Origin of the sequence: Burkholderia sp. 9120 (assembly GCF_000745015.1) — a bacterium.
GTDB lineage: Bacteria > Pseudomonadota > Gammaproteobacteria > Burkholderiales > Burkholderiaceae > Paraburkholderia.
The window spans coordinates 1745492-1768998 of record NZ_JQNA01000001.1; the positions used below are offsets into that span (position 1 = coordinate 1745492).

General features: G+C 63.8%; 23 protein-coding genes. 9 read left to right on the top strand and 14 right to left on the bottom strand.

Translation table 11 applies throughout. The features are described from left to right. Positions 1-170: 170 nt before the first annotated feature. On the bottom strand, positions 171-989 hold the full coding sequence (locus tag FA94_RS07785) for an outer membrane protein assembly factor BamE (protein WP_035548617.1): 819 nt from the start codon (positions 987-989) through the stop codon (positions 171-173). 158 nt (positions 990-1147) lie between these two features. Between FA94_RS07785 and fur the strand changes: the two genes are divergently transcribed. Continuing rightward, positions 1148-1576 carry a ferric iron uptake transcriptional regulator gene (fur, locus tag FA94_RS07790; protein WP_035548620.1) on the top strand — a complete coding sequence of 143 codons (429 nt, stop codon included), beginning with the start codon at positions 1148-1150 and terminating at the stop codon, positions 1574-1576. A 149-nt stretch (positions 1577-1725) separates the two neighbouring features. On the opposite strand, the gene FA94_RS07795 is transcribed toward fur, so the two are convergent. The 3 genes from FA94_RS07795 to FA94_RS07805 form a co-directional block, all read right to left on the bottom strand. Next, positions 1726-2238 carry an ureidoglycolate lyase gene (locus FA94_RS07795; RefSeq protein ID WP_035548623.1) on the bottom strand — a complete coding sequence of 171 codons (513 nt, stop codon included), beginning with the start codon at positions 2236-2238 and terminating at the stop codon, positions 1726-1728. Between the two features lie 12 nt (positions 2239-2250). After that, the gene (alc, locus tag FA94_RS07800; protein WP_035548626.1) at positions 2251-3261 is read right to left on the bottom strand and encodes an allantoicase; all 1011 of its coding nucleotides are present in this window, start codon (positions 3259-3261) and stop codon (positions 2251-2253) included. A gap of 109 nt (positions 3262-3370) precedes the next feature. Beyond that, entirely contained in the window at positions 3371-4699 is a 1329-nt protein-coding gene (locus tag FA94_RS07805) for a C4-dicarboxylate transporter DctA (protein WP_035548629.1), read from the bottom strand. A 227-nt stretch (positions 4700-4926) separates the two neighbouring features. Between FA94_RS07805 and FA94_RS07810 the strand changes: the two genes are divergently transcribed. Next, positions 4927-5625: a FadR/GntR family transcriptional regulator gene (locus FA94_RS07810; protein ID WP_035548632.1), complete on the top strand. Its 699-nt coding sequence runs from the start codon at positions 4927-4929 to the stop codon at positions 5623-5625. Between the two features lie 143 nt (positions 5626-5768). On the opposite strand, the gene gap is transcribed toward FA94_RS07810, so the two are convergent. Together gap and tkt are read right to left on the bottom strand one after the other, a co-directional pair. Continuing rightward, on the bottom strand, positions 5769-6779 hold the full coding sequence (gene gap / locus FA94_RS07815; RefSeq protein ID WP_035548635.1) for a type I glyceraldehyde-3-phosphate dehydrogenase: 1011 nt from the start codon (positions 6777-6779) through the stop codon (positions 5769-5771). 91 nt (positions 6780-6870) lie between these two features. Next, a complete protein-coding gene (tkt, locus tag FA94_RS07820; RefSeq protein ID WP_035548637.1) occupies positions 6871-8892 on the bottom strand; it encodes a transketolase in 2022 nt (673 codons plus the stop codon). A 307-nt stretch (positions 8893-9199) separates the two neighbouring features. Between tkt and speE the strand changes: the two genes are divergently transcribed. The 3 genes from speE to FA94_RS07835 all read left to right on the top strand — a co-directional run bounded on the left by speE (position 9200) and on the right by FA94_RS07835 (position 11377). Beyond that, positions 9200-10087: a polyamine aminopropyltransferase gene (gene speE / locus FA94_RS07825; protein WP_035548638.1), complete on the top strand. Its 888-nt coding sequence runs from the start codon at positions 9200-9202 to the stop codon at positions 10085-10087. Between the two features lie 116 nt (positions 10088-10203). Next, positions 10204-10617, top strand: coding sequence for a VOC family protein (locus FA94_RS07830; protein WP_035548641.1), 414 nt, complete (start codon positions 10204-10206; stop codon positions 10615-10617). A 19-nt stretch (positions 10618-10636) separates the two neighbouring features. Continuing rightward, entirely contained in the window at positions 10637-11377 is a 741-nt protein-coding gene (locus FA94_RS07835; RefSeq protein ID WP_035548643.1) for a 16S rRNA (uracil(1498)-N(3))-methyltransferase, read from the top strand. 112 nt (positions 11378-11489) lie between these two features. Here the strand turns inward: FA94_RS07835 and FA94_RS07840 are convergent, their stop codons facing one another. From FA94_RS07840 to FA94_RS07850, 3 genes are all read right to left on the bottom strand, one after another. Next, the gene (locus FA94_RS07840; protein WP_035549518.1) at positions 11490-12050 is read right to left on the bottom strand and encodes a barstar family protein; all 561 of its coding nucleotides are present in this window, start codon (positions 12048-12050) and stop codon (positions 11490-11492) included. A 16-nt stretch (positions 12051-12066) separates the two neighbouring features. Further along, positions 12067-12483: a ribonuclease gene (locus FA94_RS07845; RefSeq protein WP_035548646.1), complete on the bottom strand. Its 417-nt coding sequence runs from the start codon at positions 12481-12483 to the stop codon at positions 12067-12069. Between the two features lie 446 nt (positions 12484-12929). Continuing rightward, complete coding sequence (locus FA94_RS07850; RefSeq protein ID WP_035548650.1) at positions 12930-15269, bottom strand: NADP-dependent malic enzyme; 2340 nt, start codon at positions 15267-15269, stop codon at positions 12930-12932. Between the two features lie 306 nt (positions 15270-15575). Between FA94_RS07850 and thiL the strand changes: the two genes are divergently transcribed. From thiL to FA94_RS07870, 4 genes are all read left to right on the top strand, one after another. Further along, positions 15576-16574, top strand: a complete 999-nt coding sequence (thiL, locus tag FA94_RS07855; protein WP_035548653.1) for a thiamine-phosphate kinase — start codon at positions 15576-15578, stop codon at positions 16572-16574. After that, complete coding sequence (locus tag FA94_RS07860; RefSeq protein WP_179744148.1) at positions 16564-17136, top strand: phosphatidylglycerophosphatase A family protein; 573 nt, start codon at positions 16564-16566, stop codon at positions 17134-17136. Before thiL ends, FA94_RS07860 begins: the two co-directional genes overlap by 11 nt. Before the next feature lie 68 nt (positions 17137-17204). Then, entirely contained in the window at positions 17205-17705 is a 501-nt protein-coding gene (locus tag FA94_RS07865; protein WP_035548656.1) for a CinA family protein, read from the top strand. 38 nt (positions 17706-17743) lie between these two features. Further along, the gene (locus FA94_RS07870; protein WP_035549523.1) at positions 17744-18262 is read left to right on the top strand and encodes a cupin domain-containing protein; all 519 of its coding nucleotides are present in this window, start codon (positions 17744-17746) and stop codon (positions 18260-18262) included. Between the two features lie 112 nt (positions 18263-18374). Here FA94_RS07870 and pyrF read toward each other — a convergent pair whose 3' ends face one another. The 5 genes from pyrF to araH form a co-directional block, all read right to left on the bottom strand. Beyond that, on the bottom strand, positions 18375-19190 hold the full coding sequence (gene pyrF, locus FA94_RS07875; RefSeq protein ID WP_035548658.1) for an orotidine-5'-phosphate decarboxylase: 816 nt from the start codon (positions 19188-19190) through the stop codon (positions 18375-18377). 207 nt (positions 19191-19397) lie between these two features. After that, complete coding sequence (locus FA94_RS07880) at positions 19398-20459, bottom strand: aldose 1-epimerase (RefSeq protein ID WP_035548660.1); 1062 nt, start codon at positions 20457-20459, stop codon at positions 19398-19400. A 269-nt stretch (positions 20460-20728) separates the two neighbouring features. Then, the gene (locus tag FA94_RS07885) at positions 20729-21658 is read right to left on the bottom strand and encodes an SMP-30/gluconolactonase/LRE family protein (RefSeq protein ID WP_035548663.1); all 930 of its coding nucleotides are present in this window, start codon (positions 21656-21658) and stop codon (positions 20729-20731) included. Continuing rightward, positions 21655-22455, bottom strand: coding sequence for an SDR family NAD(P)-dependent oxidoreductase (locus FA94_RS07890; protein ID WP_035548666.1), 801 nt, complete (start codon positions 22453-22455; stop codon positions 21655-21657). Before FA94_RS07890 ends, FA94_RS07885 begins: the two co-directional genes overlap by 4 nt. A gap of 28 nt (positions 22456-22483) precedes the next feature. Continuing rightward, complete coding sequence (gene araH / locus FA94_RS07895) at positions 22484-23500, bottom strand: L-arabinose ABC transporter permease AraH (protein ID WP_035548669.1); 1017 nt, start codon at positions 23498-23500, stop codon at positions 22484-22486. Positions 23501-23507 lie beyond the last annotated feature (7 nt).

The window sequence follows — 23507 nt, forward strand, 5'->3', positions numbered from 1 at the left end:
GGAAAAAGCAAAAACCCCGGCAAATGCGGGGGGAAGCGGCGGCGAGCAGCACGCCCGGGCGCCGCGCATCACTGAAAAATGCAGAGAACCGGACCGGCGCCGCGCACACAACGCGATGGCGCGTGCGCGGTGCCCGATCCTGTGCCCGTCTTAAGACACGGACAGCGGGATTAGCCGCCCGTTCCCGAAGTCGACGGAGAAGAGGTCAGCGGTGCGTTGTGCGTCGGGCCGCCGTTGCTGCTTTGCGGACCCGTCGGGCCGACCGGATTGCTGTTGTCCGTATTCGGATTTTGCGGCGGCGGCGGACGGTGGAACTGGAACTGCGGCTGACCCGCAGCCGTCGGACCCGTTGACGGGATACCACCACCGCTGGCGGTCGGCGCGCTAGGCACCGAAGGCCGCAGGCCACCGCCCGACGACACCGCGTTAGTCGCGCGATTGGCGGCTTGCGCCGCTTCCGCGTTGGCGTCCGTGGACGGCACGGCTGCCGCGGCAGCGCCTTCAACTGCCGCCGACGATGCCGGTGCAGCAGCGACCGCTGCCGGCGCGCTCGCGCCGCTAGCCGGGCTGAGCAACGCCGCGGCCTTCTTCTTGCCGAGCTTGTCGCCGTCGATTTCAGCCAGCAACTCGAGGTTGGACGGCAGATCTTCGCCGCCGCTCCAGCTCGCGACACGGTCACCCGAGAACATCACCACGAAATCGCGCTGCTGCACGACGTTGGTCGAGCCGCGCTTGAAATAGAACACGTAGTCCCAGCGGTCCGCGTGGAACATGTCGGTCAACAGCGGCGTGCCGAGCAATTGCTTCACCTGCGCGCGCGACATGCCGGCCTGCATCTGTGCAGCCGCTTCTTTCGAAACAAAGTTGCCCTGCACGACCGTGATGCGGTACGGCGTGATGCTTTGGGCAACGCGCTGTGTCAGGCTGTCGTAAGTGGAACATCCGGCAAGAACCGCGACAGTCGCAACAGCGATCAAGGTACCCCGCATGCGGCTCCCCCGGTAGATCAATTGAGATTTTGAAATCATTTCACTCACCGTGCGGGCCCGTGGACGAGCCGCGCGAGTTTCATTCCATCGAAGATGACCAGAACGGCAAAAACACATTACTATGAGAGCCCAGCATTGTACTCTAGGGATCCCTTGTCATGACCAATCCAACCGATCTCAAGAATATCGGGCTCAAGGCGACCCTTCCGCGCCTCAAAATCCTTGAGATTTTCCAGCACAGCCCGGTGCGTCACCTGACCGCCGAAGATGTGTACCGCAACCTGTTGCACGAAGAACTCGATATCGGCCTGGCAACCGTGTATCGCGTGTTGACGCAGTTTGAGCAGGCTGGCCTGCTGTCGCGCAGCAACTTCGAGTCGGGTAAGGCGGTGTTCGAACTGAACGAAGGTTCGCATCACGACCACCTCGTTTGCCTCGATTGCGGGCTCGTCGAAGAGTTTTTCGACGCCGAGATCGAAAGCCGTCAGCAATCCATTGCGAAGGAACGCGGCTTCAAGCTGCAGGAACACGCGCTGGCGCTGTACGGTGCGTGCACCAAAGAAAATTGCCCGCATCGCAAGCATTGACGCGCCTTCGGGCGTAGTGAGCGAGAGTCGGCCGCGTCGGGGTGCGCGGTCCGGCAGGTAGGCAAAAAAAGACCCGGCCGAGGCGAATCGGCCGGGTCTTTTTGCTTCTGCGCTGAGGTGGGGCAGTCTATCCGCAGCGCGCGCACGGCCTAATCGACCAACTCCGCGCTCGCTTCGAATACCAGCCGCCACGGCTCGGCTAATGACAATTCATCGCAATTGGGTTGCTCGCCGCCGCGATCGACCACCACGAAATCGCTCACCCGATCGAGCGCCAGCAACGGGTGATGCCACACGCCCTTCGCGTAGTTCACGCCCTGCCAGGCGTCGGTCCAGAATGCGCGCAGCCGCGCTGGGTCGAATTCGCCCGCCGACGCGACCACCACCAGATAGCGGCCCGCCGTCAACGGAATGAAAGCCTGACTGCCGAGCGGATGCCGCTCCATCATCGCGATCTCCACCGGCAGCGCGCGCGGTTGCGCGCGAAACAGGTTGATCAGCGGCCGGCCGCCCTGCTCCGTCACGTCGACGCTGGCGAGGTCGTGAAAGCGCTCGGTCGTACCGCCGTTGATCGCGAAGTGGCGCGCGCCGTCCAGTTCGATCACATCACCGAACGGCGCGAAGGCCGTCCGCGTCAGGCGCTCCATCTGCAATGTTTTCATCGACGGGCTCCGTTACGCGATTTCGCCCCACAAGCGCAGGCGCGACACGCCGCCGTCCGGAAAGATATTGAAACGCACATGCGTGACCGGACCCAGCGATGCGATGCCGTCCGCGAAGGTGTGGACGTGGTCCATCTGCAGCTTCTGTTCGCCGAGCAGCACCGGCCAGAACATGGCCTGCGTGATCAGCGAATCGTCGGTGCCGCCCGTCACCGTGGCCGCTTGCAGCGAGCAGCGGTCGGGGTAATTGCCCTTGAAGTGCGCGGTGTCGACTTCGATCTTGCGAATCACGCCCGGCCGCGCCAGCGCGACGATCGCCCAGTCGTTGCCCGGCTCGCGACGGCGGCGGGTTTCCCAGCCGTCGCCCATGTTCACGCCGCGGCCCGGCATCAGCATTTGCGAGGCCGGCCCGAAGTGCTGGTTGTTGGCCGCGACCAGATAAGCGCCGTTCTCGACCGCGGCGAGATCCAGCAGCGTGCCGCTATCGACCCGCTCCCAGTCGCGTTTCGGCTGGCCGTACACGCGCAAACGGGCAAGGCCGCCGTCCGGATACAGATTCACTCGCAGATGCGTGAACGCGCGCGCGTCGCTCACTTCGACGTAATGGTGCTGGTTGCCTTGCAGCGTGGTGGCCGGCACGAGGGGTTGCCAGTCGGCGTTATCGGGCGGCACGTCGCCGTCCGCGTAGCAGGCTTCAATCGACGCAGCCGGCGGGAAATTGCCGGTGAAGTGGCTCGTGTCCAGATCGACGCCATGCACGACGCCCGGACGCGCCAGGCGGATCACGCAATAGTCGTGACCGGTGGTGCGCTTGCGGCGGGTTTCCCAACCGTCCATCCACTTGCCGTGGTCATCGTATTTACCGGGGATGAACACCGCCGGTTGCGGCTCCAGCATGCGGTCCTTCGGCGCGAAGAATTCGTCGCTGGCATGGAGCGCTTTCGCACCCAGTCGCGGGTCGGCGAGATTCATATAGCGACGGGTAAAAGCGGGGGCGTTGGGGTCGAGGATCGGATTGGCCATAGTCTCGGTCAGGCAACGAAAAAGTGATGGAGTGTCGGCGGATTGTCGTCATCCGCCGAGGCTGAAAGCGCGCTGCGTCGGCGCGCGGAATTCGGGAGTCGGCAGAAAATCAGACCGCCGGTGCGTGTTCGCCCGCGGCCCGTTCATCGCTCGAATCTTCGCCGGCCGGCACGTAGCGCAGCGCCGCATCGCGGTTCAGCACGCGATGCGCGCGCACCCGGTCGATATCGTTTTCCCACACGGCGACCACCACGGTCGCCACGCAATTGCCGATCAGGTTGGTCAGCGCGCGGGCGATGCCGACGAACCAGTCGACCGGCAGAATCAGCACGAGGCCGAGCACGGGGATCGCCGGAATCGCGGACAGCGTCGCGGCCAGAATCACGATTGCCGAGCCGGGAATGCCGTGCGCGCCCTTCGACGTCACCAGCGACACCAGCACCACCACGATCAGGTCATGCAAGGACAGCGGCGTGTTGGTGGCCTGCGCGATAAAGATCACCGCGAGCGTGAGATAGATGGAGAAGCCGTCGAGATTGAACGAGTAGCCGGTCGGTATCACCAGCCCGACCGTCGAATCCTTCACGCCCATCCATTCGAGCTTGCGCATGATCTGCGGCAGCACGGCGTCGGACGAAGCGGTGCCGAGCACGATCGACAGTTCTTCGCGCAGATAGCGGATCAGCTTGAAGATGCTGAAGCCGGCCAGCCGCATCACTACGCCCAGCACCACCACCACGAACACGAAGCAACTCGCGTAGAACACCAGCACCAGCAGGCCGAGTTGCTTCAGCGATTCGACGCCATAGGTGCCCGTTGTAAAAGCGATCGCGCCGAGCACGCCGAGCGGCGCGAGCTTGATGATGAAACCCATCACGCGGAAAAACACTTGCGACAGTTCGTCGATCAGGCTGCTGACGCGCTGCGCTTTATTGCCGAGCAGCGACAGCGCCGAGCCGAACAGCACCGAAAACACCAGAATTTGCAGGATGTCGCCGGTCGCGAACGCGTTGATCGCCGTGTCGGGGATGATCTTCAGCAGGAAGCCCGCCGTATCCTTGAGGCTCTTGGCGTTCTCGGTGTACGTGGCCAGCGAAGCGGGATCGAGCGAATGCAGATTGATGTTCATGCCGACGCCGGGACGTGTGGCATACGCGAGCACCGCGCCGATCACGAGCGCGATCGTCGTCATGACCTCGAAGTAGACCACCGCCTTCAAACCGACGCGGCCGACTTTACGCAGATCGCCGGCGTGCGCCATGCCGCTCACCACGACGCAGAACACGATCGGTCCGATCACCATCTTGATCAGCTTGAGAAAGCCGTCGCCGAGCGGACGCAGCGATTGGGCGAAATGTGGATACACGGCGCCGATCACAATGCCCGCCACCAGCGCTATGACGACCCGGCCAAACAGCGAATTGAAAAACTTCAACACGGCTTTCTCCTGGTTGAGATGCTGATCTGTTCAGACTGGTCCGACCAGTGCTGTTATGGCAGATAGTAGGAAGCCGATATACTGACGTCAAGGTTTCAAGGAACAGTGTTTACCCGTTGTTTTTACCGCCTTTTCGGGCCGTATCGCGAATGCGCAAAGATGTGCCGTATGAGCGTTCGACACGCGTAATACAATGCTGGTCTGACCACGCTTTCAAGTGAGTTACGATGAAAAACGCCCCGCACACCGTCACCGACGCCGCCATCGCGACCATTCGCGAACGGATCGAAGCGGGCGTCTATCCGGTAGGTAGTTTGCTGCCGGCGCAGCGTCAGCTTTCCGAGGAACTGGAGATTAGTCGCGCTTCGTTGCGCGAGGCGTTGTCCACGCTCGAAGCGCTCGGCCTGCTGATGATCCGGCCCGGCAAGGGCGTCTACGTGGAAAGCGCGCAGGCCGTGGCCGCGCAATCGTGGCGCTTCTCGGAGCAATCGTCGCTGCCGGATACCTACCAGATGCGCTATGCGCTGGAAGGCTTTATCGCGCGCATGGCGGCGCTCGCCGTCAGCGAGGCCGACCTCGCCTGGTTCGAAGACAACATCACGGCCATGCAAACGGCGCTCGCGTGCGACGAACTCGACGAGGCCGCGCGCCTCGACTACGACTTCCATATGCGGATCGTGAATATTGCCGGCAACGCGGCAATCGAATCGATTCTGAGCAGCAGCGCGGACATCATGAAGGAAAGCCAGCGCATGCCGTTTTACCGACGCGAGCTGGTGCTGTCCACGTACATCGAACATCGTGTGATTCTGGATGCGCTGAAGGCGCGCGATTCCATCGCGGCGGGCCAGGCGATCGAGACGCATATCTCGAACGCGGCGCAGCGCGCCGGCGTGTATTTCCCGACGCCGCAGACGCGAACGTAGAGGTAGACGCGATAGACCAAGCAGATGCGTCAGCCATGCCAAACGCGCAGGCGTAAAAAAGCCGCTCCGAAGAGCGGCTTTTCTTTGTCTCCGACGCTTCAGCCCCGCCGACTCAAAGCCGGCAGCGCGATGCGTTGTCGACCTTACTTCGCGTTGGCCAGCGCCACAGCCGTATCCAGCATGCGGTTCGAGAAGCCCCACTCGTTGTCGTACCAGCTCGACACCTTCACCAGACGGCCCGACACCTTGGTCAGCGTCGCGTCGAACGTCGACGAAGCCGGGTTGTGGTTGAAGTCGATCGACACCAGCGGCGCCTCGTTGTAACCGAGAATGCCCTTCAGCGAGCCTTCCGACGCTTCCTTCATGATCGCGTTGACTTCTTCGACCGTCGTGTCGCGCGCGGCGATGAACGACAGGTCGACCACCGACACGTTGATCGTCGGCACGCGAATCGCATAGCCGTCGAGCTTGCCGTTCAGTTCCGGCAACACCAGGCCAACCGCCGACGCAGCGCCGGTCTTGGTCGGGATCTGGCTATGCGTGGCCGAACGTGCGCGGCGCAGGTCTTCGTGGTACACGTCCGTCAAAACCTGGTCGTTCGTGTAAGCGTGAATCGTGGTCATCAGACCGTTCACGAGGCCGATCTTATCGTTCAGCGGCTTGACGAGCGGCGCGAGGCAGTTCGTCGTGCACGATGCGTTCGAGATCACCGTGTCCGATGCCTTCAGCACATGGTGGTTCACGCCGTAGACGATCGTTGCGTCGACGTCTTTACCGCCCGGCGCCGAGATGATCACCTTCTTTGCGCCGCCCTTGATGTGCGCGCTCGCCTTTTCCTTGGTCGTGAAAAAGCCCGTGCATTCCAGCACGACGTCAACGTTCAGCTCGCCCCACGGCAGTTCGGCCGGGTTGCGGTTCGCCAGCACGCGGATCTTGTCGCCGTTGACAACCAGGTAGTCGCCGTCCACCGACACTTCGCCCGGGAACTTGCCGTGCGCGGTGTCGTATTGCGTCAGGTGAGCGTTGGTCTTGGCATCGCCGAGATCGTTGATGGCGACGATTTCGATATCGTGCTTCTTGCCGTTTTCATAGAAGGCGCGCAGCGTGTTGCGGCCGATCCGGCCGTAGCCGTTGATTGCGACGCGAATCGTCATGGTCTATCTCCTGATGGCTGGAAAAAATTCGTCTCTATTCGTCTGCGCTTCCCAGTCTGACCGCAACGCATGCGGCCAGACTTGCCGAAGATCAGCCGAGTGCCGCTTTGGCCGTCGCTACCACGTTCTCGACGGTGAAGCCGAAATGCTTGAACAACACGCCAGCCGGGGCCGATTCGCCGAACGTGTCGATGCCGACCACGCCGCCTTCCAGACCCACGTACTTGCGCCAGAAATCCGTGACGCCCGCTTCGATCGCGACACGGCGCACGCCTTGCGGCAATACGCGTTCGCGGTACTCGGCGTCCTGCTTGTCGAACACCGTGGTCGACGGCATGGACACGACGCGGGCGCCGATGCCTTCACGCGCCAGCGACTCGACCGCGTTCAGCGCCAGTTCGACTTCCGAACCGGTGGCGATCAGGATGATCTTGCGCGCGGGGATTTCGTCGTTCCAGTCGCGCAGCACGTAGCCGCCCTTCTCGATGTTGGCGATCTGCGCGTCCGTGCGTTCCGAGAACAGCAGGTTCTGACGGCTGAAGATCAGGACCGACGGGCCGTGATGTTCAACCGCGTGGGTCCAGGCCACCGCCGTTTCGACCGTGTCGGCCGGGCGCCACACTTGCAGATGCGGAATCAGGCGCAGGCTCGCGACGTGTTCGATCGACTGGTGGGTCGGGCCGTCTTCGCCGAGACCGATCGAGTCGTGCGTGAACACGAAGATCGACGGCGCTTTCATCAGTGCGGCGACGCGCAGTGCGTTGCGGCTGTAGTCGGAGAATGTCAGGAACGTGCCGCCGAAGGCCTTGAAGCCGCCGTGCACCGCGATGCCGTTGATCGCCGCGCTCATGCCGAACTCGCGCACACCGTAGTTCACGTAATTGCCGGCAGCGCGGCCTTCCGCGTTCACGCGCACCGGCTTGGCGGCCTTCCAGTTGGTCAGGTTCGAACCGGTCAGGTCGGCGGAGCCGCCCAGCAGTTCCGGCAGCACGGCCGACAGACCTTCGATAGCCTGTTGCGACGCCTTACGCGTAGCAATGGTTTCCTTGCGTTCGTTCGCGCCGGCGACGATCGCCTTCGCCTGTTCCGCCCAATCGGCCGGCAACTGCTTGGCCATACGGCGGGTGAATTCGGCGGCTTCCTGCGGATACTTGGCCTGGTAGGCCGCGAACGCCTTGTCCCACTCGGATTCGATGCGCGCGCCCGCTTCCTTCGCGTCCCACGCTGCATAGACTTCCTGCGGAATCACGAACGGCTCCCACTTCCAGCCGATCTTTTCACGCGTGGCCGCGATTTCCTTGTCGCCGAGCGGCGAGCCGTGCGAATCGTGGCTGCCGGCCTTGGTCGGCGCGCCTTCGCCAATCACGGTCTTGCAGCAGATCAGCGTCGGCTTGTCGGACAGCTTCGCCTGTTTGATTGCCGCGTCGACCGCGTCGACGTCATGGCCGACCACGTTCGGGACCACGTTCCAGCCGTACGCTTCGAAGCGCTTCGGCGTGTCGTCGTGGAACCAGTTCACCACTTCGCCGTCGATCGAGATGCCGTTGTCGTCGTAGAACGCGATCAGCTTGTTCAGCTTCAGCACGCCCGCGAGCGAGCAGGCTTCGTGCGAGATGCCTTCCATCAGGCAGCCGTCGCCGACGAACACGTACGTGTGGTGGTCGACGATCGTCGCGTCCGGCTTGTTGAATTCGGTGGCCAGCAGCGACTCGGCGAGCGCCATGCCGACCGCGTTCGCCAGACCCTGGCCGAGCGGACCGGTGGTCGTTTCGACGCCCGGCGTGATGCCGTATTCCGGGTGGCCCGGCGTCTTCGAATGCATCTGGCGGAAGTTCTTCAGCTCGTCGATCGGCAGATCGTAGCCGGTCAGATGCAACAGCGAGTACAGCAGCATCGAGCCGTGGCCGTTCGACAGCACGAAGCGGTCGCGGTCCGACCACTGCGGGTTCGTTGGGTTGTGACGCAGATGACGCGACCACAAGGCCACGCCGATTTCGGCCATGCCCATCGGCATGCCGGGGTGACCGGAATTCGCTTTTTGAACGGCGTCCATGGACAACGCGCGGATTGCGTTGGCCATCAGGGAGGTGGGTGCGGGAGACGGGGTCGTCATGTCGAGTCCGGAGACAGAGTCAGAAAGCGGTGTGCGCTTGAGTCCCGGATGCTCGGCGGCCAGTTCGCTTCGGCGCACGGTGCGGCGCCAGGAGACGCGAAACGGGCAGAGCAAACGGACAAGGCTGAAAGCGTGACATTCTAGCAGAACGTTGCGCGGCTCCCGAGCGGAAACCCGCATGGCCCGAGGCCGCACGTGGGCGCTGGGGGGTGCTGCGGTTCGGCCCGGTTCGCCTCGGTTCGGCCCGGTTCGCGGTTTACAATTGGACAACCTGAACCTACCGCGCTCCCGACGGAGCCCGTCCGCCGTGAGCGCTCCGCTGCTGTTCCACCCAAGTCCCGACGCCGTCTACGGATTTCCGCACGCACGACGGATCGCCTGTGTCGACTCGCCGTATCAGCGTATCGAGGTGTGGGACACGCCTCAGCTCGGCCGGCTCTTTACGCTCGACGGCCGTCCGATGACCTCCGTCGGCGACGAGTTCATCTATCACGAATGCATGGTGCACCCGGCCGCGCTCACGCATCCGGCGCCGAAGTCCGCGCTGGTGCTGGGCGGCGGTGACGGCGGCGCCGCGCGGCAATTACTGAAGCATCCCGGCATCGAACGAATCGTGGTGGCGGAGCTGGACGCCGAGGTGGTGCGCCTGACGCGCGAGCATTTGCCCGACGTACACGGCGGCGCTTTCGACGACCCGCGCGTCGAACTGGTAATCGGCGACGCCGCCGATTACGTCGCGGCGGCGGCAGCATCGGCGGCGACACGGTTCGATCTGGTGATATTCGACCTGACGCCGCCGGACTCACCCGCAGCGGGCTTGTACACGCAAGCCTTCTACACCCAACTCAAACGGACGATGACCCCAACCGCCTCACTCTCCGTGCATCTCGGCTCGCCGTACTTTCATGCGCAGCGCGTAGCCGGCCTGCTCGACGGCTTGCGCGCGGCATTCGCGATTGTCCGCACGATGAGCGCCTTTATCCCGCTGTACGGCTCGCTGTGGATGATGGCCACCGCCAGCGACACGCTCGACCCCACGGCCCTCGACGCCGACACGCTCGCCGCAGGTTTCGCCACGCGCCGGCTCGAACCCGCTTCGCTGAGGCATTACGACCCGGCCCTGCACGCGGGACTGTTCTCGGCATCGCGCGCCGTGCGCGATAAACTAAGTCAATTCTTAACGTCAACACACTGAAGCGTGGGCACAATGCACGGTTCGCCCGGGCCGCACAATCGACACACCGATTGCGCAGTCGTCCCGCTGACCGCGCAGCCTGCGTCCCGCCAACCCCTCTCGATCCGGAGAACCCCATGACCGCCTCCCGCCCAGCCGGTGTGCCCTGGTTGACCCCCTATCTGACAGTACGCGACGCAGGCGCCACGAGCGCGTTCTTCTCGGCAGCGTTTGGCTTCGAAGTGCGCGACAGCGTGCAGGACGACGGCGTCGTCATGCATGTCGAGATGACCTATCAAGGCCAGTTGATCGTGATGTTCGCGCCGGAAGGCGCCTTCGGGTCCGCGGCGAAAACCCCCAAAAGCGCGGGCGCAATCGCGCCGCAATCGTTCTATGTCTATGTCGACGACGTCGACGCGGTTTACACGCGGGCGCTGGCCGCCGGCGCCAAATCGTTGAGCGAGCCACAGGATCAGTTCTGGGGCGACCGCTTCGCCCAGGTCGAAGACCTGGACGGCTACCGTTGGGCGCTCGCTCGCCACCTTTCCTGAACCAATGAGTATTTCTCTGATGCCTCGCTTCTTCGTCGATACGGCGCTCAACTCCGACGACATCCTGCCGCTTCCGGACGACGTTGTACGTCACATCCTCGTTCTGCGCCTGCAACCCGGCGACTCGATCGTGCTGTTCAACGGCGAAGGCGGCGAGTACAGCGCCGAACTCGTCGAGGTCGAACGCCGCTCGGTGAAGGTCGTGGTGCGCGAATTCCGCGCCATCGAAATCGAAGCGCCATATCACCTCACGCTCGCGCAAGGCATCGCCGGCGGCGACAAGATGGACTGGCTGATCGAAAAAGCGGTCGAACTCGGTGCGTCGTGTTTCATGCCGTTGACCACCACGCGCAGCGTCGTGCGCCTGTCCGGCGAGCGCGCGCAGCGGCGGCATGCGCATTGGCAAGGGATCGTGCGCGCGTCGTGTGAACAGTGCGGCCGCAATCGTCTGCCGGAAGTCATGCCGGTGCGCGAAATCGCGACCTGGCTCGGCGCGCTGCCGCCCACGCCGGAAGACGGCGAACTGCGGATTCTGCTGTCGCCGCGCGCGAGCATCAGCTTTACGGCCTTGCCCGCCACGCCGCCGCTCGGCCGCGTGACCGTGCTGGTCGGCCCGGAAGGCGGTTTTTCCGCCGCCGAAGAAGCCGCTGCGACCGATCACAGCTTTACCGCGGTTGGGCTCGGCCCACGCGTGTTGCGCACCGAGACGGCGGGGATCGCCGTACTTTCCGCGCTGGCTGCGCGCTGGGGTGGGTGGTAAGTCGACATCGGCGGCTCACTCAACGCCGCGCACTAAAAGCAAAAGGCCCGCCAATCGGCGGGCCTTTTTCATTTCTTAGCCTCACGCAGCGACTGCGCTGCACGGCCAAACGTTACGCAAACGAGTAGAACACCCGGAACGCGACTTTACGCTCGGCCCAGAACTCGGCCGCTTCGCGGAACACGTCCAGCAGCGTTTCGCGCCCTTCCTTGTCGAACTTCTGAGCGACCGGCAATTGTTCGAGCACGATCACGAAGCCGGGTTGCGTTCCGGCCTTATGAACCAGGTCGGTCAGGCAATCGTAGAGCGCGTCGTAATTTTTGCCGAAGTGCTTCGGAAACAGGAACGATGTCGCGATAGTCTCGAGCACTTCCTGCTTGGACTGCGCGTTCGCGCAATACGCATAGAGGAAATGCTGGCCGAGTTGCTCGGCCTCGTCAGCTAGATCCTGCACGCGGAACGCGCGGATCGACTGTACGATGTTCGGTCGTACGGTCTTGAAAAGACTCATGGGCTCCTCGTTCGATGAAACCACAGTGCCTGTTTCGCTCTGGTTCTCGCGGCCCTGATCGCCGGCTCGCATCTGCATGACGCGTTGGAACAAATTGCCGTCGCCGGCCGCGAAAAGATCCGTCGCGACTCCGGAGTCGTGCGCGTAGACGTTGTCGCTCATGCCGTTCATCCCGATGTCATTCAACAATACGATTAAAACTGGTGTAGTGGTCGTCCGAGTAGTAACAATTGTCGGTTCGCTGTAGCGGACCACCGCAGACGATGCGACGCGCCCCGCGATTACGCGCGCGAGGCGTGGGAACGGTGTATTCGTGGTAATAGCCGCGCCGATGGGCCGGCAGCAACCGTTCGCGATTGCCGAATACGATGCCGTCCTTCTCATACGGGTAAGGCCCGCCGGCAGCAATCAAGTTCAATGTATTGACCGCTTCGCGCGGCAACTGCGCCAGCGCGACGACGCCCTGCACCTGTGCGTTTGCATCGGCGGGAGCCGTGTAGTCGCGCGCCAACGCGCCAGGCACGGAACCGGATAACACGCACAGCGTTAAAGCACCGATCAGCACGCCTTTCATGCGCAGCCACTTGCGTGCCATGTACCAGGGTTCCCGCTGTTAAATCACGAGTTTGACGACCATGAAAGTCGTAAGGGTATCGCTAATAGCCTTTGGAATCAACGTTCACCAGGCTGACGTTCGCTATCAGTCAAGCGAAAACGCCCACCAGAGTGGCTTTGACGACTTTTGACAGAATTGTTAGCTTAGTCAAGCTAAACTTTAGCTCGATCTAGCAATCGCAAGCTGATTGCGCGAGGTTCAGCATGCGGCCAGCCTGGGCGCGTCGCCTTCTGGCGCGTGCCCGGAGGGCTAAATTCGTTGGAAGCTGGATCGTGCGGTTTGCCATTTCAGGGTGACTATTCCCCAGTTCACCCGAGGCGTGCCCATTGCGGGCACGCTTTTTTTTCCGCTTTTTCCCGTTTTTCGTGTGGCGAGGATCCCCTGCGCCACACGAGGTTCGATCAACAGACTCGATGCAGGCCCGATCAGCGCGCCGCGATCACGTCCGCGACCAGCAGGGCCGTCATGTTGACGATTCGGCGCACCGTTGCCGACGCCGTCAGCACGTGAACCGGCTGAGCCGCGCCCAGCAGCATCGGACCAATCGCGATGTTGTTGCCCGCGGCGGTCTTCAGCAGGTTGTACGAGATATTCGCCGCGTCGATGTTCGGCAGCACCAGCAGGTTAGCGTCGCCCTCCAGCGTCGAATCGGGCAGTACTTCGCGGCGCAGATTGGCGTCGAGCGCCACGTCGCCGTGCATTTCGCCGTCCACTTGCAGTTCCGGCGCGCGCTCGCGCAGGATCGCCAGCGTGTCGCGCATCTTCTGCGCGGTCGGCGCATTGCTCGAACCGAAGTTCGAATGCGACAGCAGCGCGACCTTCGGCTCGATACCGAAACGGCGCACTTCTTCGGCGGCCATGATCGTGATCTCGGCCAGTTGCTCCGGCGTCGGGTCCACGTTCACGTGCGTATCGACGATGAAAATCTGCCGATTCGGCAGCACCAGACCATTCATCGCCGCGTAGACCTTGCGGCCTTCCTTCTTGCCGATTACCTGATCGATGAAGTGCAGGTGACGGTGCGTCGTGCTGACCGTGCCGCAGATCATGCCGTCCGCTTCGCCCTTCTTCACCAGCATTGCGCCGATCAGCGTGGTGCGGCGTCGCATTTCGAGCTTCGCCATCTGCTCGGTGATGCCCTTGCGGGACATCATCTTGAAGTATTCCTGCCAGAAGTCGCGATAACGCTCGTCATGGTCGGTGTTCACGACCGTGTAGTCCTGACCCGCGATCAGACGCAGACCGTAGCGCGCGATCCGCTGCTCGATCACCGCCGGACGGCCAATCAGAATCGGCTTGGCCAGCTTTTCGTCAACGATGATCTGCATCGCGCGCAGCACGCGCTCCTCTTCGCCTTCCGCGAACACAATGCGCTTCTTCTCCGGCTCGACGCCACGCGCCACCTGGAAGATCGGCTTCATGGTCGTGCCGCTGTGATACACGAACTGCTGCAGATGCTGTTCGTACGCGTCCATATCTTCGATCGGACGCTCGGCGACACCCGAATCCATCGCGGCCTTCGCCACGGCCGGCGCGACCTTGACGATCAGGCGCGGATCGAACGGCTTCGGAATCAGATAGGCCGGTCCGAACGACAGATCCTGAATGCCGTAAGCGGTCGCGACGATATCACTCTGCTCCTGGCGCGCCAGTTCGGCGATCGCGTTGACCGCCGCGATTTCCATTTCCCGCGTCACCGTCGTCGCGCCCGCGTCCAATGCGCCGCGGAACAGGAACGGGAACACCAGCACGTTGTTCACCTGGTTCGGATAGTCGGTGCGGCCCGTGCACAGCACCGCGTCCGGACGCACTTCGAGCGCGAGTTCCGGCAGAATTTCCGGCGTCGGATTGGCGAGCGCCAGAATCAGCGGCTTGTCCGCCATCTGCTTGACCATGTCCTGCTTCAGCACGCCGCCAGCCGACAGACCCAGGAAAATGTCCGCGCCGCCGATTGCTTCAGCGAGCGTGCGGGCGTCGGTTTCACGCGCGAAGCGTTCCTTGTCCGGGTCCATCAGTTCGACGCGGCCCTTGTAGACCACGCCGGCCAGATCGGTGACGGTGATGTTTTCGAGCGGCAGGCCGATATCGACCAGCAGATCCAGACAGGCCAGCGCCGCGGCGCCCGCGCCCGACGACACCAGCTTGACCGACTTGATGTCTTTGCCGACCACCTTCAACCCATTGGTGATGGCCGCCGCCACGACGATCGCCGTGCCGTGCTGGTCGTCGTGGAACACCGGAATCTTCATGCGCTTGCGGCATTCGCGTTCGACGATGAAGCAATCCGGCGCCTTGATGTCTTCCAGGTTGATCCCGCCGAAGGTCGGCTCGAGCGCGCAGATCACCTCGACCAGCTTGTGCGGATCGGACTCGTTCAACTCGATATCGAACACGTCGATGCCGGCGAACTTCTTGAACAGCACCGCCTTGCCTTCCATGACCGGCTTCGACGCGAGCGGCCCGATGTTGCCCAGACCCAGCACCGCGGTGCCGTTCGTGACGACGCCGACCAGGTTGCTGCGCGCGGTGAAACGCGCGGCGTTCAGCGGATTCTCGACGATTTCCTCGCACGCGAACGCGACACCCGGCGAATACGCCAGCGCGAGATCGCGCTGGTTGATCATCTGCTTGGTCGGGGCGATCGCGATCTTCCCCGGGGTGGGGAACTCGTGGTAATCGAGGGCGGCTTCGCGGAGTTTGCTATTGACGGGAGTCGACATAAGGCGGGCTTCGAAGTGCGGATTAGAATAGATGTTCGACGGCATTGTAGCCCCAATTGCCGGCTCAATTCCTTCAAAACGGGTACAACTGCCGCGACCGAAACAGTGCGAAAGGTCGATGCAATGTGCATCGGTCGAAATGCAGTGTTGACGTGCCGTACAGCCTACTCGCTTGGGCGTTGCCGGCGCATTAGGGATTGAACCCGGATTGAACCAGTGGCCGCTTCGTACAATGCGCGCCGTTAGCCGACGTTCGCGGCGCTTATTGGCTCAACTACCGCTCACCTACCGCTCATCCACCGCTCATCCACCGCTCATCCACCGCTCACTTACTGTTCACGCACCGCCGCCATGCTCTCCGAGTTCTCGCTGATCGATCGTTTCTTCGCGCGCCGCGCCGCCGCTCAACCGTCCGACGTGGAGAGCGGCACGCTCGGCATCGGCGATGACTGTGCGCTGCTCGCGCCACGCCCCGGCGAAATGCTGGCGATCTCGACGGACATGCTGGTGGAAGGCCGCCACTTCTTCGCCGACGTCGATCCGCAAGCGCTCGGTCACAAAGCGCTCGCGGTGAATCTGTCGGATCTCGCGGCAATGGGCGCGCGGCCGCAGGCGTTCACGCTAGCGTTCTCGTTGCCGAAAGCCGACGAAACCTGGCTCGCCGCCTTCAGCGCAGGACTCTTCGCGCTGGCCGAACGCTACGATTGCGCGCTGATCGGCGGCGATACGACTGGCGGCCCGTTGAATCTGTGCATCACCGTGTTCGGCAGCGTGCCGCCGCAAGTAGCGCTGCGCCGCGACGCCGCGCAAGCCGGCGACGACATCTGGATTTCCGGCGCCCTCGGCGACGCACGCGCCGGGCTCGGCGTGCAGCGCGGCGAGTGGCAGGCCGATGCCGACGACGCTGCGACGTTTCGTCGCGCCCTCGAACGCCCTGAGCCGCGCGTCGCGCTCGGCCTGGCGCTGCGCGGCATCGCGCACGCGGCGCTCGATCTGTCGGATGGGCTCGCCGGCGATCTGCTGCACATTCTCGAACGCTCCAACTTGCAGGCCACCGTCGACGTCGACGCGGTGCCGCGCTCGGCCGCGCTGCGGCGTTTGTCGCCGGCCATCCAGCAGCGCTGCACGCTGGCCGGCGGCGACGATTACGAACTGTGCTTCACCGCGCCGACTTCCGCGCGCGCCGCGGTGCAAAACGCCGGTCGCGAGGCGGCCGTGCCGGTCACCCGCATCGGTACAATAAGCGCTCTCCAAACGGCGGCCGACCGCCCGGCGATCGGCTGGCGCGACGCCGCCGGCGCGCCGCTCACTCTGACGTTGCAAGGCTTCGACCACTTTCATGCAGACTGATCCCCCGCTCGGCCCCGCCGACGAACTCATCGACGGCCAGCCGCCGAAAGAGCCCAACGCGCCCAATCCGCGCCCGCGGCCGCGCCGCGCGAGCGCGCGGTTCATGCTGTCGCATCCGCTGCACATGCTGTCGCTGGGGTTCGGCAGCGGCTTGTCGCCCATCGCACCGGGCACCTTCGGCACGCTGTTCGCGTGGGCGTCGTTCATCGTTCTGAGCCGCTATCTGACCGTGACCGAATGGGGTCTGCTGATCGCGTTCGGTTTTGTCGGCGGCATCGCGCTGTGCGGCTTTACCGCGAAAAGGCTGGGCATCGACGACCCGTCGCCGGTCGTGTGGGACGAGATCGTCGCGTTCTGGCTGGTGCTGCTGATGGTCACGCCCGCCACGCTGACCGAGCAATTGTGGGCGTTCATCGTGTTCCGCTTCTTCGACATGGTGAAACCGCCGCCCATCGGCTATTTCGATCGCCGTCTGAAAGGTGGCTTTGGCATCATGTTCGATGACCTGGTTGCCGCATTTTTCACGCTGCTCGTCATTGCGCTCTGGCGCATGTCGGTTTAATCCTCGCCGGTGGCCGGCCCTGTGCCGCCGGACCTCGCCCGCGGGCCCCCGTTTTCCGGATTGACGCCATGCCTACCGATTCCGTGGTTCACCAGCTCGCGATTCGCGTGAGCAACCGCCTGCGCGACGAACGCCTGATGCTCGTCACCGCCGAATCCTGTACGGGCGGCATGGTGGCGACCGCGATCACCGACATTTCCGGCAGCAGCGGCTGGTTCGAACGCGGCTTCGTCACGTATTCGAATCAGGCGAAGAGCGAGATGATCGGCGTGCCGGCCGACATGATCGAGAAGCACGGCGCGGTCAGCGAGCAGGTCGCGCGCGCCATGGCCGAGGGCGCGCTGCGCAACAGTCGCGCGCAGGTGTCGGTGTCGATCACCGGCGTCGCCGGTCCGGGCGGCGGCACCGAGACCAAGCCGGTCGGCATGGTCTCGTTCGGCTGGAGCAACCGGCTGCATACGTCGGTGGAAACAAAGGTTTTCAAGGGCGATCGCGAACAGATTCGCGTGCAGGCCGCCACGCATGCGCTGCGCGGCGTGCTGGCGTTGCTCGATGAACGCGAGCATTGATGGTTCGTCAAAGCTAAGCATTGGGGAGCCGCGAAACCATGTCCGAATCACGCGCCGCCACGGCCAAAGACCAACTGATCCGCCGCTTCGATCTGAAGCCGCATCCCGAGGGCGGATTTTTCAGCGAGACGTACCGGTCGGCCGGGCGCGTGATGCGCGATGGTGAGCCGGCGCAGACGCGCTCGGCGTCGACCGCGATCTATTACCTGTTATGCGACGGCGCGCATTCGGCGTGGCATCGGATCAAGTCCGACGAAGTCTGGCATTTCTACGCCGGCGAGCCGCTGAACGTTCACGTGCTCGATGAAAACGGGGCGCTGATCACCCACAAGCTGGGCAATGCGTTGATGCATCCGGATGCCGTGTTTCAGGCCGTGGTGCCGGCTGGCTTGTGGTTCGCCGCGGAGTGCGCCGATCCGGCGACGTTCGCGCTGGTGGGCTGCACCGTCGCGCCGGGATTCGAATTCAGCGAGTTCGAACTGGCGGATGTCGACGCGTTGAAGGCGCGGCATCCTCAGCATGAGGGCTTCATTGAAAAACTAAGGCCGGCGGTTTAGCCGGCCTTGCTTGAGCGGAGCGCGTAGACAGCGCTCCGGAGAATTGCGGTGGAACAGTCTCAGCAGAAACGCGCCGCCATCAGAAACCGCAGCACATTCCTCGCCGAAAACCTCACCGGAATGCGTTGATCCGATCCCGCGTTTCCATCGCGGCTTTCGCGGCGGCGTCGGCGAAATCGTCGCCCTTGCTCGCGTAGATAATCGCGCGCGACGAGTTGATCAGCATGCCCGTGCCATTCGCGGTGCGGCCCGCGTTGACGGTCGCCTGCACGTCGCCGCCTTGCGCGCCGATGCCCGGAATCAGCAGCGGCATATCGCCGACAATCCCACGCACCACTTCGATTTCCTTCGGGAACGTCGCGCCGACCACCAGCGCGAGCTGACCACTCGCATTCCACTTGTCGGCCGCCAGTTGCGCGACGACCTGATACAGCGGACGGCCGCCGGTTTCCAGAAATTGCAGATCGGAACCGCCCGGGTTCGACGTGCGGCACAGCACGATCACGCCCTTGCCTTCGTGCTCCAGATACGGCTGGATCGAATCGAACCCCATGTATGGATTGACCGTCACCGCGTCGGCTTGATAACGCTCGAAGGCTTCGCGCGCGTATTGTTCGGCGGTGCTGCCGATGTCGCCGCGCTTCGCGTCCAGAATCACCGGCAGGCCCGGATGATTCGCGTGAATGTGCGCGATCAGTTGCTCGAGCTGGTCTTCGGCGCGATGCGCGGCGAAGTAGGCGATCTGCGGCTTGAACGACGATGCGTACGGTGCGGTGGCGTCGACGATCGTGCGGCAGAACTCGAAAATCGCTTCGGGGCGGCCCGCGAGCGCGCCCGGAAATTTGCTGGGCTCGGGATCGAGGCCGACGCACAGCAGCGAGTTGGTGCGCTGCCAGGCGTCGTTGAGTGTCGGGATGAAATGGGACATGGAGGTCTCGCGGCGAGCAGATGAACGGAAGTGGCGCGTATTTTACCCGTCCTGCGCAAGGGGCCGCGACGCGGAGCGTGCTTTGCACGCGGCGGCGCGGTTTCCCGGCGTTGAACTCCCGCCGCGAGCGCTACGGTCGCCGCGACACCCCGCTCGCCACCGCGCCCGCTTCGCTCGGTGCGTTACCGCCACCGCTTCGCCCAAACGTTATTGCCGCCGCTTCGTCCCACGTGCGCCCGGCATCGAACGCAAACCCGTCCGCTCGACAGTAAACCGGAACGTCCGCGTCAGCCGCTCGCCGCGCTTCAGCAAGGTCATGCCGTTTTCGCACGCGCCGCCGGCCAGGTTCATCGCGTTGATCGGATGATCCACCGGCTCGAAGCAGAAGAAGTCTTCGCCCGTCGGCGTGTACAGCACGTAGTAGTCGGTGTCGGCGGAGATATTCAGCGACAGTCGGCGCTTCGGCCACACCACGGCCGCCTGCCCGCTCCAGCCGGTAAAAGCATGATTGACGACGGTATCCGGCAACGGATACGCCACCCCGAATTGCCACGCCGGCGGCGCCGGCACATGGCGCACCGGCAGCCAGTCGTCGCCGGACAGCCACAGGCCGCCGGCCGCCGCCGACAACTCGGTATCCGCGTCGCGCACAAAGAACGGATGCACGCCGAGCCCGAACGGCAGCGCCTCGCGCCCCGCGTTTTCGATTTCGAGCGTGACGGCAAGCGTCGGGCCATCGAGCGTATAGGTTTGCGCCGCGCGGAACGCGTACGGTTTGCCGTCGTGGCGATCGAGCGTCAGGCGTACGCTTTCGCGCGCCGACTCGGCCACCTGCCACGCCGACAGCCAGCCGTCGCCGTGAATCGGCAACGGTTCGTCGGCGCGATTGCGCGGCACGTCCACGCGCCGTCCCGCCACATCGAAACGACCGCCGCCGATGCGGTTCGAATACGGCAACAGCGGATAACAGGCCAACTGGTTTGGTTGTGTATCGGCCGCGACATGGCGGCAGCGCCGGAAAATCGGCGTCAGCGCGCCGTCGTTGCGCCAGTCGAAACGGGTGATGCCGCCGCCGAGCGTCGGCGCGACGTCGAGGCGCAAATGGGTATTGGCGAGCGTGATGCACGCGAGCTCGCCGCCGCTGCTTTCGCCGACCGCCACCGCCGACGTGCTCGGCCCCGGCAGCACCGGATTGGCCGCCGCGGCAAGTCGCGAGCGCCGGCTCTGGGAGGTCGGCGGGGCGGCGGAAACAAGATTCGCAACAGTCATAGCTGACTCCATCGAGAGGCGTTGGACATGGCCGTCATCGCTGACGGATGCTGTTGGGCGATTTTCTTGAACCGGTCGCCTCTGGGTCCTGCAATGCAGGCTAATAATTTGCGGGCACTGGGATCGCGGCATTTACGGCTGAATCGATTTCAAGGTCACTGCGTAACGCGTGATGCGTAAAGCCTGGTACGTGCGACGAGATACCTGAGCGGCAATCGACGCTACCGCCCCAAGCCGCCGCCCTGAAAAAGCGGCTGCGTCATTCTGCGCTATGCGGGCGCACCTTGGAACACCGCTTCCGGCAAACCCGCCCTTTCGACACGCGCGACGAACACGCCACCCGCGCCTGCGTCGTTCGCGAGCGCCGCAGCATCGAGACCGATGCGCGCGCTGGTGACGTAAAGCGTGTCGAGCTGCGCGCGCCCGTCGGTCGTTCCCTGCGACGCGCCGCCCAACGCGACGCAACTGGGCTGCGCGGTCGGCACGTCGACGCGCTCCGTTTCCACGCCGTCGGGGCCGTAACGCACCACGCGCCGGCCGCCCCACTGCGCGTTCCACAATCCGCCGTCGCGGTCAACGGTCGAGCCGTCGGGTTCGCCGGTGGCGTCGGTCAGCGTGGTGAACAGACGGTCGTTCGCGACGCTGCCGTCGGCGTGATAGTCGCAGGCGCGAATTTCACGCGTCGGCGAATCGCAGTAGTACATCGTGGCGCCGTCGGGACTGAACGCGATGCTGTTCGAAATAGCTGGCGCCGGCAACGGCAAGCGCTCCAGCGACAGATCGTGATTCAACCGATAAAACCCGCCCACCGCCTGCAACGGCGAGCCTTCGTCTTTCGTGCCGAACACGAAGCGCCCCTGGCGGTCGCAGCGACCGTCGTTCACGCGCGTGTTCATGCCGGGTTCGACGTCGACGATTCGGCGCGTCTTGCCCGTCGTCAGATCGAAAAACGCCAGATGCGTGGCCAGACCCAGCAGCAGATAGCGCGGGTCCGCGCACAGCGCGAACGTGGCGAGCCGCTCCGGCATGCGCCATTGCGTCGTGTCGCCGTCGCTCGGGTCGTAGCGCCACAAACAGGCGCCTTCGATATCCGTCCAGTAAAAGCGGCCGGTGCTCGCGCACCACGTCGCGCCTTCGCCGAGCGTGCATTGCGTATCGAGCAGCAGCGCGGCCGGCTGCGTGCGCGGACTCGCCGTCACGCCCAGCCTCCGTCCACGATGAGGTCTTGTGCGGTGATCATTTTGCTGTCGTCGGCGGCGAGGAAAAGCGCCATGCGCGCCAGATCGGCCGGTTCCAGTTCCGCGTCAATGCACTGGCCTTCCTTGATCGAACGACGGCCCGCGTCGTCGAGCCACAGGCGCTTCTGCTTCTCCGTCATGACCCAGCCCGGCACCAGCGTATTCACGCGAATATTGAAGTGCCCAAGGTCGCGCGCGAGGCCGCGTGTCAAACCCTGCACCGCCGATTTCGACATCACGTAGACCGGATACCCGCCGTTCTTCAGCATCCAGCTAATCGAGCCGAGATTGATGATCGAGCCGCTGTTGGCGGCCTTCATGTCTTCCATCACCGCCTGCGCCGCGAAGAACTGGTGACGGATATTCACCGCGATACCCGCGTCGAAAAACTCGCGTGTGACTTCGCCGATCTGGTGGCGTTTGTCGTTCGCCGCGTTGTTCACCAGCACCTGGATCGGGCCGAGCGCGGCTTTGACGTCGGCGATCGCTTTTTGCAGCGCGTCGACGTCGGTCAGATCGCAGGGCAGGAACAGCGGTTTGTGTTTCGAATCGCCGAGTTCGTCGGCGAGCGCCTCGCCGGCGCTCGCGTCGATATCGAAGAACGCGACGCGGGCGCCCTGCGCCGCGAAATGCTCGACGAACGATGCGCCGATGCCGGTCGCGCCGCCCGTGATCAACACCGTACGGTCGACGAGACTCGGATAGCGCGCGAACGCGGTGTCCGCGAGACGGGCGTTTGCATTGGCCGGAGACGACATCGTTCGATTCCTTTCAGAGCTAGGTAAGTTAATCCCGCGAACCGCGGTTCTTCAACTGGTCGAGCAGCACTGCGGCCAGCAGGATCGCGCCACGAACGAGGTACTGATAGAACGCGTCGATGTTCATCAGGTTCATCACGTTTTCGACCGTGCCCATGATCAGCACGCCGATCACCACGCCGGAAATCGTCGCGCGTCCGCCGAGCAGCGACACGCCGCCCAGCACGCACGCCGAAATCACGTTCAGCTCGAAACCTTCCGCGGCATTCGGCTGACCCGACGTAATACGCGACGCCAGAATCACACCGGCCAGCGCCGTCACCGCACCCTGGATCAGGAAGATGTAGACGCGCGTGCGTTCCACATTGATACCGGCCAGACGCGACGCTTCCGGATTGCCGCCGATTGCCAGCGTATTACGGCCGTACACGGTCTGGTTGAGCATCACGCCGAACACGATGAAGCACAGCAGCGTGACCCAGATCGGCAGCGACACGCCGAAAAAGCTCAGCCCGCCCAGCGCGATGAAGGTCTCCGACGACACGCCGACCGCCTGACCGTGCGACACGATGAAGCCGAAACCGCGAACGATTTCCATCGTCGCGAGCGTGGTGATCAGCGCGTTGATGCGCAGATACGCGATCACCGCGCCGTTGACGAAACCGATCACCGCGCCCGCCGCCACCGCCGCGATAATCGCGATGAAGGTGTTGCCGGTCGCGTTGAGCACCATCGCGCAGAGTACGCCGGCGAACGCGACCGTCGAACCCACCGACAGATCGAAATCGCGCGACGCGAGACAGAACATCATCGTGCAGGCGACCATGCCGATCTGCGAGATCGACAGCGCGAGACCGAGCATGTTCTCAATGGAGAAGAAATGGTCGACCGTGAGCGACATCGTGACGAACATCACCACGAAAATCACGATCAGGCTGTACTCGGTGACGTGTTGCCACCATTTCGTCTTGTCGGTGGTCTGCGGAATCAGCGCATCGGCCGCGCCTTTGACGGCTTGTTGCGCGAGGTTTTCTCTAGCTTGCATGTTGAAG

Excerpts from the sequence above, each read along its gene's own strand:
- FA94_RS07850 (WP_035548650.1), bottom strand. The coding sequence starts at position 15,269 with ATGCCGTCGAACATCTATTCTAATCCGCACTTCGAAGCCCGCCTTATG.
- gap (WP_035548635.1), bottom strand. The coding sequence starts at position 6,779 with ATGACGATTCGCGTCGCAATCAACGGCTACGGCCGGATCGGCCGCAAC.
- FA94_RS07840 (WP_035549518.1), bottom strand. The coding sequence starts at position 12,050 with ATGAGCGACAACGTCTACGCGCACGACTCCGGAGTCGCGACGGATCTT.
- FA94_RS07835 (WP_035548643.1), top strand. The coding sequence starts at position 10,637 with ATGCCTCGCTTCTTCGTCGATACGGCGCTCAACTCCGACGACATCCTG.
- FA94_RS07845 (WP_035548646.1), bottom strand. The coding sequence starts at position 12,483 with ATGGCACGCAAGTGGCTGCGCATGAAAGGCGTGCTGATCGGTGCTTTA.
- alc (WP_035548626.1), bottom strand. The coding sequence starts at position 3,261 with ATGGCCAATCCGATCCTCGACCCCAACGCCCCCGCTTTTACCCGTCGC.
- FA94_RS07830 (WP_035548641.1), top strand. The coding sequence starts at position 10,204 with ATGACCGCCTCCCGCCCAGCCGGTGTGCCCTGGTTGACCCCCTATCTG.
- FA94_RS07795 (WP_035548623.1), bottom strand. The coding sequence starts at position 2,238 with ATGAAAACATTGCAGATGGAGCGCCTGACGCGGACGGCCTTCGCGCCG.
- tkt (WP_035548637.1), bottom strand. The coding sequence starts at position 8,892 with ATGACGACCCCGTCTCCCGCACCCACCTCCCTGATGGCCAACGCAATC.
- FA94_RS07810 (WP_035548632.1), top strand. The coding sequence starts at position 4,927 with ATGAAAAACGCCCCGCACACCGTCACCGACGCCGCCATCGCGACCATT.
- araH (WP_035548669.1), bottom strand. The coding sequence starts at position 23,500 with ATGCAAGCTAGAGAAAACCTCGCGCAACAAGCCGTCAAAGGCGCGGCC.
- pyrF (WP_035548658.1), bottom strand. The coding sequence starts at position 19,190 with ATGTCCCATTTCATCCCGACACTCAACGACGCCTGGCAGCGCACCAAC.
- thiL (WP_035548653.1), top strand. The coding sequence starts at position 15,576 with ATGCTCTCCGAGTTCTCGCTGATCGATCGTTTCTTCGCGCGCCGCGCC.
- FA94_RS07880 (WP_035548660.1), bottom strand. The coding sequence starts at position 20,459 with ATGACTGTTGCGAATCTTGTTTCCGCCGCCCCGCCGACCTCCCAGAGC.
- FA94_RS07865 (WP_035548656.1), top strand. The coding sequence starts at position 17,205 with ATGCCTACCGATTCCGTGGTTCACCAGCTCGCGATTCGCGTGAGCAAC.
- FA94_RS07785 (WP_035548617.1), bottom strand. The coding sequence starts at position 989 with ATGCGGGGTACCTTGATCGCTGTTGCGACTGTCGCGGTTCTTGCCGGA.
- FA94_RS07890 (WP_035548666.1), bottom strand. The coding sequence starts at position 22,455 with ATGTCGTCTCCGGCCAATGCAAACGCCCGTCTCGCGGACACCGCGTTC.
- FA94_RS07860 (WP_179744148.1), top strand. The coding sequence starts at position 16,564 with ATGCAGACTGATCCCCCGCTCGGCCCCGCCGACGAACTCATCGACGGC.
- FA94_RS07870 (WP_035549523.1), top strand. The coding sequence starts at position 17,744 with ATGTCCGAATCACGCGCCGCCACGGCCAAAGACCAACTGATCCGCCGC.
- fur (WP_035548620.1), top strand. The coding sequence starts at position 1,148 with ATGACCAATCCAACCGATCTCAAGAATATCGGGCTCAAGGCGACCCTT.